Genomic DNA, 9,367 nt, shown 5'->3' with positions numbered 1-9,367 from the left:
CGGCGGACGGCGGCCGTTGAAGCGTTGCAGCTTGGCTTCGGCGGGCAGCACGCGCGACCACAACCGCCACTGGTTCTGCGACGCGGTCCGGACGAAATCGGCGCGGTCTTCGGCCGGCACCTGGGACACGGCGGCCCGCAGGGTGCGGATGGTGGTGACGATGTAGCCGATGGCCACGTCTTCCATGAACTTGTGCCGGAAGTACGACACGGTCACCAACGTGGCGGCCTGCGTCAGCAGCACGGATCCCAGGATCAGCAGGATCAGCCGTGCCCGCAGCGAGCGGGGCACCAGAATGCCGGGGGAAAAACGCATCAGGGCGAGAACCGGTAGCCGATGCCCCAGACGGTCTGGATCCATCGCGGCTGCTTGGGATCGTCTTCGATGACGCGGCGCAGGCGCAGGATTGCGATGTCGATCGCGCGGTCGTTGCGTTCGCCGGCATCGTCGTCGCGGGCGAGCGCCAGCAGGCGTTCGCGCGACAGCGGCTTGCCGGCGTTGCGCACCAGGGCTTCAAGCAGGTTGATCTCGCCGCCCGTCAGCTTGACGACGGTGCCGTCGCGGGACAGCTGACGCGTGGACGGATCGAACACGAACGGGCCGAACGAGACCGGCGCGTCCTTGGTGAGCGCGGACGGGCCGCGCTTGCGGCGCAGCACGGCCTCGATTCGGGCCAGCAGTTCGCGGGGATCGAAGGGCTTGCCGACGTAGTCGTCAGCGCCGGCCTCCAGGCCGATGATGCGGTCCACGGCTTCGTCGCGCGCGGTCAGCAGGATGACGGGAATGTCCTCGCCCTGCTCGCGCAGGCGGCGGCAGGCATCGGCGCCGTCGCCGCCGGGCAGCATGCGGTCGAGCACCAGCAGATCGGGCGCGTAACGGGTAATGCGCGAGGAAAGGTCGGTCGCGTCCGGGGCAAGCAACGTGTCGTAGCCATGCCGGTTCAGGTAGTCGGCCAGCAATTGGCGCAGCGCCGGATCGTCGTCGACGACCAGCAGCTTGGTGTGGGAATTGTCCATGGGCGTCATAGTGCGGCGCGTCGCCGTCGCCCGCAAGGGGCGGGAAATCATCTGAAATATACCCGTTGCACGATGTACGGATGATGTGTCGGGCTTTTTGCAACGGGGGTGCCCGCGCCCCCGAACAAGCCCTAGAATGGCGCTTCGCCTGCCGCCCTTCGTGGACTTTCCTAAAGATCGTTTACAGATGCCCGGCAGGGTGCTCCCTACACTGTCCCCATGGCCGCCACAGCTAACCCCTGGCGCAGAGGGCTGTTGCACGCGGCGCTGACGGCGGGCCTGGCCTGGCCGCTGGCGCCCGCTTTTGGTGACGAGCCCGACGTGTCCCCTTTTACTTGGACGCCGCCCCCGGCGGGCGACGTCACGCGCGTGGCGCGCGGCATCGGCGTGCTCTCGCCGGTTCAATCCCTGCCGGTGCGCCCTGCCCCGTCGCTGGACGAGCGCGCCGTGCCGCTGGACCCGACGCCGTGCGACCTGCATGCGACGGAACCCGGCATGGACACCACGGTGCGCGATGGCGCACAGGACCCGGCTGAAGGCTTCATCCCCGGCACCGGCATGGGCCTGACGGGCAACGCCCCGACGGTCCCGCTGTCCTGCGATCCGCTGGCAACGCCGGCTTCCGCCGCCGACATCCCGCCGGACTACTCGTTTGCGCTGGAAGACGGCGATCTGCCGAAAATACCCGTGGTGGTGATTTCCGGGGTTTCCCGCCCCTCGCGCCCCTGGTTCTCGTCCGTCAGCGGACTGGATGGCCTGCGCTATGGGGGCAGCCGCAACTGGGTCTACAACAACACCGTCGGCCCTTCCCTCACCGTGGGCAACGTCAATCCGAATGCGCCCGCGTGGGGCAGCGGCGCGCCGGTGGGCGGACTGCAGATCGCCAACTGGGGCGGCAGCGGCGCCACGTTGCCCGAGGGCGGCTTCGGCTACTCGTCATCGGTGGGCAAACTGAACCTGATGGACCCGGCCGCCAAGTCCGGCGCCGTGGACTACGGCGCGTCCGTCGGCAGCGGCAGTGTGCGCTACGGGCTGACGCCAGTGGTGACGGTCGAAGGCCAGATGCAGAGCGCCCCGTCCCTGACCACCCGCGGCGTGGGCACCACGTACAACGCCGGCGAGTTCGGCACCTTCCGGGCCGGCGCCACGCAAAGCACGTTTGATGCGGCCAGCGGCTATCGCTACCGCTTCGGCTACAGCATCGATGTAGCCGACACCGTGACGCTGGGCTACACCAACGAGCAGATCGGCGCGGGCTACGGCGACCTGTCCACCTATTCCGACGGCGTTGCCTCCACGGCCCAGACGCGCAATACCGTGTCGGCAGGCGTCCCCCTGTCCGGCTGGGGCACGCTGAGCGGCACGTATTCCGGGCTGCGCGAAGGCTCCGTGCTGGCCGAGCAGCGCGTGGGGCTGTCCCACAGCATGTTCGTCGCCCCGAAGGTCAAGCTGGCCGTCGGCGCCGACCGCGACATCGTAACGGGCGACTACGGCTGGCGCGCCAACCTGAGCATGCCCGTCGACACCTTCATGCGCGGCACTTGGCTCAGCTGGTAAGTGCCGGATAGCGTGGCCAAAATCTCCCTCCGGAACGGGCGGTCGGGATTTGGGGCTTAAAATCGCTGCCATGATGCTTCCGGCCTACCCCCATGTCTGACGCGCGCGCCCTCGGCGTGTTGCAGCGCGTTTTCGGTTACGAATCCTTCCGCGGCGACCAGCAAGCCATTGTCGATCAGGTGATCGGCGGCGGCGACGCGCTCGTGCTCATGCCCACGGGCGGCGGCAAGTCGCTCTGTTACCAGATCCCTTCGCTGGTGCGTGAAGGCACTGGCATCGTGGTGTCGCCCCTGATCGCGCTGATGCAGGATCAGGTCGACGCGCTGACCGAACTGGGCGTGCGCGCGGCGTTCCTGAATTCCACGCAGGATTGGCGGGTGGCGCGCGAGGTGGAGCAGGCCTTTCTGGATGGCGAGCTTGACCTGCTCTACGTCGCGCCCGAACGCCTGCTGACCGACCGCTGCCTGCAACTGCTCGACCGCGGCCGCATCGCCCTGTTCGCGATCGACGAAGCGCACTGCGTGTCGCAGTGGGGTCATGACTTCCGGCCCGAATACCTGGGCCTGTCCATGCTCCACGAGCGCTGGCCCGACGTGCCGCGCATCGCGCTCACGGCCACCGCCACCGCCGTCACTCGCACCGAGATCGCGCAGCGCCTGTCCCTGGACGAAGCGCGCCATTTCGTCTCGAGCTTCGACCGTCCCAACATCCGCTACCGCATCGTCGAAAAGAACGAGGTGCGCAAGCAGTTGCTGGACATGATCCGCACCGAGCACGAAGGCGAATCCGGCGTGGTGTACTGCCTGTCGCGCGCCCGCGTCGAAGAAACGGCCGAATTCCTGTGCAATCAGGGCATCGATGCGATGCCCTACCACGCGGGCCTCAGCCCCCAGATCCGGGCGGCCAACCAATCGCGGTTCCTGCGCGAGGACGGCGTGGTCATGGTCGCCACCATTGCGTTCGGCATGGGCATCGACAAGCCTGACGTGCGCTTCGTGGCGCACATCGACCTGCCCAAGTCCGTCGAAGGCTATTACCAGGAAACCGGCCGCGCCGGCCGCGATGGCCTGCCCGCCACGGCCTGGCTGGCCTATGGCCTGCAAGACGTGGTGCAGCAGCGCCGCATGATCGACGAATCGCCCGGCGACGAATCCTATCGCCGGCGCCTGGGCCAACAGCTCGACGCCATGCTGGGCCTGTGCGAAACGGTGGAATGCCGGCGCGTGCGGCTGCTGGCTTACTTTGGGCAACAGATCACCGCCTGCGGCAATTGCGACGTCTGTCTGGACCCGCCGCAGGCGTGGGACGGCACGGTGGCGGCGCAGAAGGTGCTGTCAGCCGTGTACCGGCTCTGGAAAGAACGTGGCCAGCGCTACGGCGCCGGCCACATCATCGACATCCTGCGCGGCAAGGTCACCGACCGCACCAAGCAGCATGGCCACGAGTCGCTCAGCGTGTTCGGCGTGGGCGCCGACCTCTCCGACACCGCGTGGCGCGGCGTGCTGCGCCAGCTGTTGGCGCAGGGCCTGCTGACCGTGGACAACGAAGGCTTCGGCACGCTGGCCCTGACCGAAGGCAGCCGCGCGGTGCTCAAGGGCGAGCACCAACTCATGCTGCGGCGCGAATCCGAAAAGAAGCCTCGTTCCGGCAAGACGGGCAGCGGACGGCCCAAGGCGGCGGCGATCGACCTGCCGGCCGAACTGCAGCCGGTGTTTGAGGCATTGCGCGCCTGGCGCGGCGAAGTCGCCAAGAGCCACGGCGTGCCTGCCTACGTGATCTTCCACGACGCCACGCTGCGCGAGATCGCGCTGGCGCAGCCCGAGTCCATGGACGAACTGAGCCACATCAACGGTGTGGGGGCCCGCAAGCTGGAAGCCTACGGCGAAGAAATCCTGCAGCGGGTGGCGCGGCCGGTGCTGTAGCGCCCGGCTAGCACCAGGAGCCCGGGCGGAATGCCGGTCCGGCAATCCGCCCCGCCTTGAATCGCTTAGTACGACGGCGGCGGCAGCAGCGGCACAGGGCGGCGCTCTTTGCCGAAGACCGACCGGTACGCCAGGATGTTGAACACCAGCACCACCGGAATCCCCACGACGGCGCCCGCCATCACGAGCCGCATCGAACCCAGCGCGCCCGCGCCGTCCCACAGCGTCATGTCGTCCAGGATCAGGTACGGGAATAGGCTGTACGCCAGCCCGCTCAGCATCAGCAGGAACAGCGCCACCGTCAGCACGAAGGGCAGCCAGCTGAAGCGGTCGGCGCGGCCCGGCAACCGGGCCAACAGCATTTCCGCGGCCACGAAGCCGGCCAGCATCAGCACCCACACCGACGCCGCAAGGCTCAGGTGGGCAATGTTGCTCCACTTGTAGAAGATGCCGGCGTTGGCCAGACCCAGCGTGACCGCAATCGCCACCATACCCACGGCGGTCCAGCGGATCGCGTGGCGCGCCCAGTTGGCCGCGCGGCGCTGCAGGTCGCCCTCGACGCGCATGACCAGCCACGACGCGCCCAGCAACACGTACGCGGCCACCGCGCACAGGCCCACGAACATCGCAAACCAGCCATAGCCCGCGTCGGATTGGTAGCCCGTGGCGATGCGGCCCAGCAGCGCGCCCTGCCCGAATGCGGTGATGACCGAGCCAATCCAGAACGCGAAGATCCAGCGCGGCTTCATTTCGTTGCGGGCGCGGATGCGGAATTCGAAGGCGACGCTGCGCAGCACCACGCCCAGCACCATGAACGTCAGGGGCCCATAAAGCTTGCCCAGCACGGCGCCCCAGGCGAAGGGGAACGCCGCCGCAAACAGCCCCATGCCCAGCAGCAGCCAGAACTCGTTGGCGTCGCGCCACGGGCTGAGCAGGCTCATCATGCGACCGCGCTCGTGTTCCGGCGCGATCTGCAGCAGGATGCCCACGCCGAGGTCGAAGCCGTCCAGGACCATGCCCGCGGCAATCACGACAAACAGCAGCGCCATGAAGGCGAGCGGCATCCAAAACGAAGGATCGTCAGGACTCAGGCCCTGCGACGCAGCCAGCATGGCGATCATGGCGCACCTCCGCTCAGCTTGCGCACAGGCACGACGCCGTAGCGCGCCGCATGGAACAGCATGCCGGCGAACGCGGCCAGCAGCAGCGCGTACAGCACCCCGTAACCAGCCAGCCCGTACAGCACAGTGCTAGAGGGCACCGAGCCCAGGACCTCGGATTGCGTGACGGTGCCATTCACGACAAAGGGTTGCAGCCCGATGATGGAGACCCACCAGCCGGCCACGACGGCGATGCCGCCGGAGAACATCATGCCGCACAGGACCCGCTGCCACCACGGCGGCAGGACAGACGGGTCCATGCCGCGCCGGAACGTCCACAGGAAGGTCACGCACGCCACGGCCAGCATCAGCAGTCCGAGGCCGACGGCCACGCGCAGCGACCAGAAGGTCAGCGCCACCGGCGGCAGCATGCCCGAATATTTGTCCAGGCCCTGGTAGGTGCCGTCTGCATTGCGATGCAGCCACATGCCGCCGGCGTTGTTGATCGTGAGGTCGCCTTCGTTGACGTGCCCGCGCGCGTCGGGCCAGCCGAACAGCACCAGTTGCGGCACGGGGCCGCTTTCCCAGAAGCCCGCCGCGGCCGCGGCTTTGGCCGGTTGCAGCTTGGCCATCATCTGACCCGCGCCGGTCGCCACGGGCACCTGCAGGAACGCGGCCACCACGGCCACCACCAGCGCCGTCTTGAACGCGCTGCGCTCGCCCTCGCCCAGCGGCCGCCGCAACGCCTGCAGCGCGGTCACGCCCATCATCAGGAACGAGGCGGCCAGCGCCGCGCCGACCATCACCACCGCCATGCGCCAGCCAACCGAGGGGTTGAGCACGACCTTGTGCCAGTCATAGACCTGATAGCGGCCATCGACCAGCAGCGCGCCGTCCGGCGTCTGCATCCACGATTGCAGGGCCAGCACCCAGAACACGGCGACGAGCTGCCCGGCCGCCACCATCAGGACGGCCAGCGTGTGCGCGCCATCGGACACGCGGCGCTGGCCGAACAGCATGACGCCCAGGAAACAGGACTTGAGGATGAAGACGGACAGGATGCCGTAGCCCAGCAGCGGACCGGCCACGTTGCCGATCTTGTCCATCAGGCCCGCCCACAGGCTGCCGATCTGGATCAGGACGGGCACGCTGGCGGCCAGCGTCAACACGAAGGACAGCGCAAAGATGCGGACCCAGAAGCGGTAGGCCGCCGTCCAGCCACCGTGGCTGGACCACCGGGCCCGGATCTTGAAGAACAGCAGCACCCAGGCCAGCGCCAGGGAGACGGCTAAGAAAAGCGCCAGGAAGCTAAGGCTGGCCACAAACTGCGCCCGGGCCAGGGATAGGGTCGAGATATCCATAATGGCCCGTAGTGTAGAGCCAGTTACATGACTATGGGGGCCGATCGAAACCGGTTGAAGGCGTGGCAAAAATGGCCGCGCTGCGGAACGTGGCAAAATTGACGCTTTGTCGCTGCTTTTTCCTATTCTTTCAAGAATGACCACCGCCCCGACGCCGACCCCCGCCGCATCAAACTTCCTGCTCAACATCGTCCAAGACGACCTCGAAGCCAACCGCTTCCAGGGCAAGCGCTGGGCGGGCAAGCCTGGCCCGGCGGCCATGCAGCAGCAGGGAGACGCGGACCCGGCGCGCATCCGCACGCGTTTTCCGCCGGAGCCCAACGGCTACCTGCACATCGGCCACGCCAAGAGCATCTGCGTGAACTTCGGCCTGGCGCGCGACTTCGGCGGCGTCTGTCACCTGCGTTTCGACGACACCAACCCCGAGAAAGAAGACCAGGAGTACGTCGACGCCATCATCGAGGCCGTCCACTGGCTGGGCTTTGACTGGAAGGCCGACGGCCGCGAGAACCTGTACTTCGCCAGCGACTACTTCGGCTATATGTACGAGTTTGCCGAAGCCCTGGTCGAAGCCGGCCACGCCTACGTCGACGAACAGAGCGCGGAAGAAATCCGCGCCAACCGCGGCACGCTGACCGAACCCGGCACGGATTCGCCCTGGCGCGACCGCCCGGCCGCCGAGTCCATCGCGCTGCTGCGCGAAATGCGCGACGGCAAGCATCCGGACGGCAGCCTGGTGCTGCGCGCCAAGATCAACATGGCGTCGCCCAACATCAACCTGCGCGACCCGGTCATGTATCGCGTCCGCCACGCCACGCACCATCGCACTGGCGACCAATGGTGCATCTACCCGATGTACAGCTGGGCGCACCCGGTGGAAGACGCGCTGGAAGGCATCACGCACAGCGTCTGCACGCTTGAATTCGAAGACCAGCGCCCGTTCTACGACTGGATCCTGACGCGCCTGGCCGAACTGGGCAAGCTGGCCCAGCCGCTGCCGCACCAGTACGAATTTGCCCGCCTGAACCTGAGCTACGTCGTCACCAGCAAGCGCAAGCTGCTGCAACTGGTCAAGGAAGGCCATGTGGACGGCTGGGACGACCCGCGCATGCCCACCATCTTCGGCCTGCGCCGCCGCGGCTACACGCCCGCGTCGATCCGCCTGTTCTGCGACCGCACGGCCGTTTCCAAGTCCGATTCGCGCATCGACTACAGCCTGCTCGAGCAGGCCGTGCGCGACGACCTGGACCCCATCGCCGCGCGTTCGGTGGCCGTGCTGGACCCCATCAAGCTGGTCATCACCAACTACCCGGAAGGCCAGACCGAGACCTGCACCGCGCCGCGCAATCCGCACGACCCCGAAGCCGGCGTGCGCGAGTTCCCGCTGTCGCGCGAGTTGTGGATCGAGCGCGACGACTTCCGCGAGGAAGCGCCCAAGAAGTATTTCCGCCTGTTCCCGGGCAACACGGTGCGTCTGAAGTACGGCTATGTCGTGCGCTGCACCGGCTTCACCAAGAACGAGGCCGGCGAGGTCGTCGAAGTGCAGGCCGAATACCTGCCCGACACCAAGAGCGGCACCCCGGGCGCGGACAGCGTCAAGGTCAAGGGCAACATCACCTGGGTCAGCGCGGCACACGCGGTGCCCGCGCAGATCCACCTGTACGACCGCCTGTTCGCGGATCCGCGTCCGGACGGCGGCGACAAGGACTTCCTGGCCTGCCTGAACCCCAACTCCAAGCAGACCGTCACGGCCTGGCTGGAACCGGGCACGGTGGCCACGCCGGGCGCGACCTGGCAGTTCGAGCGCCTGGGCTACTTCACGGCTGACCTGAAGGACTCGACGCCGGACGCGCCGGTGCTGAACCGCATCGTGACCCTGCGCGATTCGTGGGTGCAAGGCTGACGCGCCCGCGTGCGCAATACCGGGAAAAGGCGCCTTGTGGCGCCTTTTTCTTTCGCCCTGCGCCCGGCGCAGGCCGCCCCCGGCGGGTTATCATCCCCGACATCCCGCAGCCGGTTGCGCGCGCCGTTTTTCGCCGCCCGGACCGCCAGCCACAATCAAGATGAACACTGAATCCCTAGCCCTGGACTTCAAGAGCGCCACCCTGTATGCCATCCGGGTGGTTTTGCATAGCGCTGATCCCGAACGCCTGAACGCAGCGCTGGCCAAGCGCATGGCGGATGCCGGCAGCTTCTTTGAAAACGAGCCCGTCGTCATCGACGCCAGCCGGGTCGAGGAAAAGATCGACTGGCCGGCGCTGGTGGCGTCGCTGCGCGGCCATAACCTGCCCCCGATCGGCGTGGTGGCCGAGGGCGCCAATCTGCAGGCCGCGCGCGATGCCGGCCTGACGCCGGTCGAGCTGTCCACGCCCGCCGCGCGCCCCGCCCCCGTGGTGGACACGGCGCCGCCG

At 67.7% G+C, this 9,367-nt stretch carries 6 protein-coding genes and 2 pseudogenes; 4 read left to right on the top strand and 4 right to left on the bottom strand.

The genetic code is table 11. The features are described 5' to 3' along the window. A pseudogene (locus B3446_RS08505) lies at positions 1-315 on the bottom strand (ATPase); the annotation flags it as partial. Then, on the bottom strand, positions 315-1,016 hold the full coding sequence (locus B3446_RS08500) for a response regulator (protein ID WP_008158717.1): 702 nt from the start codon (positions 1,014-1,016) through the stop codon (positions 315-317). The pseudogene B3446_RS08505 and the gene B3446_RS08500, both read right to left, overlap by 1 nt. A 219-nt stretch (positions 1,017-1,235) precedes the next feature. Between B3446_RS08500 and B3446_RS08495 the strand changes: the two genes are divergently transcribed. Together B3446_RS08495 and recQ are read left to right on the top strand one after the other, a co-directional pair. Continuing rightward, on the top strand, positions 1,236-2,573 hold the full coding sequence (locus B3446_RS08495; protein ID WP_409558321.1) for a fimbrial protein: 1,338 nt from the start codon (positions 1,236-1,238) through the stop codon (positions 2,571-2,573). Positions 2,574-2,665: 92 nt separating this feature from the next. Then, entirely contained in the window at positions 2,666-4,495 is a 1,830-nt protein-coding gene (gene recQ, locus B3446_RS08490) for a DNA helicase RecQ (RefSeq protein WP_291379758.1), read from the top strand. 65 nt (positions 4,496-4,560) lie between these two features. Here the strand turns inward: recQ and B3446_RS08485 are convergent, their stop codons facing one another. Together B3446_RS08485 and B3446_RS08480 are read right to left on the bottom strand one after the other, a co-directional pair. Next, positions 4,561-5,616: a cytochrome d ubiquinol oxidase subunit II gene (locus B3446_RS08485; RefSeq protein WP_291379756.1), complete on the bottom strand. Its 1,056-nt coding sequence runs from the start codon at positions 5,614-5,616 to the stop codon at positions 4,561-4,563. After that, positions 5,613-6,956 (bottom strand): cytochrome ubiquinol oxidase subunit I, encoded by a 1,344-nt coding sequence (locus tag B3446_RS08480; protein WP_191577733.1) that lies wholly within the window; start codon positions 6,954-6,956, stop codon positions 5,613-5,615. Before B3446_RS08480 ends, B3446_RS08485 begins: the two co-directional genes overlap by 4 nt. Positions 6,957-7,092: 136 nt before the next feature. Between B3446_RS08480 and B3446_RS08475 the strand changes: the two genes are divergently transcribed. Both B3446_RS08475 and minC read left to right on the top strand, forming a co-directional pair. Further along, positions 7,093-8,859: a glutamine--tRNA ligase/YqeY domain fusion protein gene (locus B3446_RS08475; RefSeq protein WP_291379754.1), complete on the top strand. Its 1,767-nt coding sequence runs from the start codon at positions 7,093-7,095 to the stop codon at positions 8,857-8,859. A gap of 160 nt (positions 8,860-9,019) precedes the next feature. Further along, positions 9,020-9,367, top strand: a pseudogene (gene minC, locus B3446_RS08470) (septum site-determining protein MinC); the annotation flags it as partial.

Source organism: Achromobacter sp. UBA5777 (genome assembly GCF_002418565.1).
Classification (GTDB): domain Bacteria; phylum Pseudomonadota; class Gammaproteobacteria; order Burkholderiales; family Burkholderiaceae_B; genus Achromobacter; species Achromobacter animicus.
Note: the sequence above shows the minus strand (reverse complement) of the source record. Positions and strands in the feature narration are given on the sequence as shown.

Coding starts and splice junctions, on each gene's coding strand:
- B3446_RS08495 (WP_409558321.1), top strand. CDS start 1,236: ATGGCCGCCACAGCTAACCCCTGGCGCAGAGGGCTGTTGCACGCGGCG.
- B3446_RS08485 (WP_291379756.1), bottom strand. CDS start 5,616: ATGATCGCCATGCTGGCTGCGTCGCAGGGCCTGAGTCCTGACGATCCT.
- B3446_RS08500 (WP_008158717.1), bottom strand. CDS start 1,016: ATGGACAATTCCCACACCAAGCTGCTGGTCGTCGACGACGATCCGGCG.
- B3446_RS08480 (WP_191577733.1), bottom strand. CDS start 6,956: ATGGATATCTCGACCCTATCCCTGGCCCGGGCGCAGTTTGTGGCCAGC.
- B3446_RS08475 (WP_291379754.1), top strand. CDS start 7,093: ATGACCACCGCCCCGACGCCGACCCCCGCCGCATCAAACTTCCTGCTC.
- recQ (WP_291379758.1), top strand. CDS start 2,666: ATGTCTGACGCGCGCGCCCTCGGCGTGTTGCAGCGCGTTTTCGGTTAC.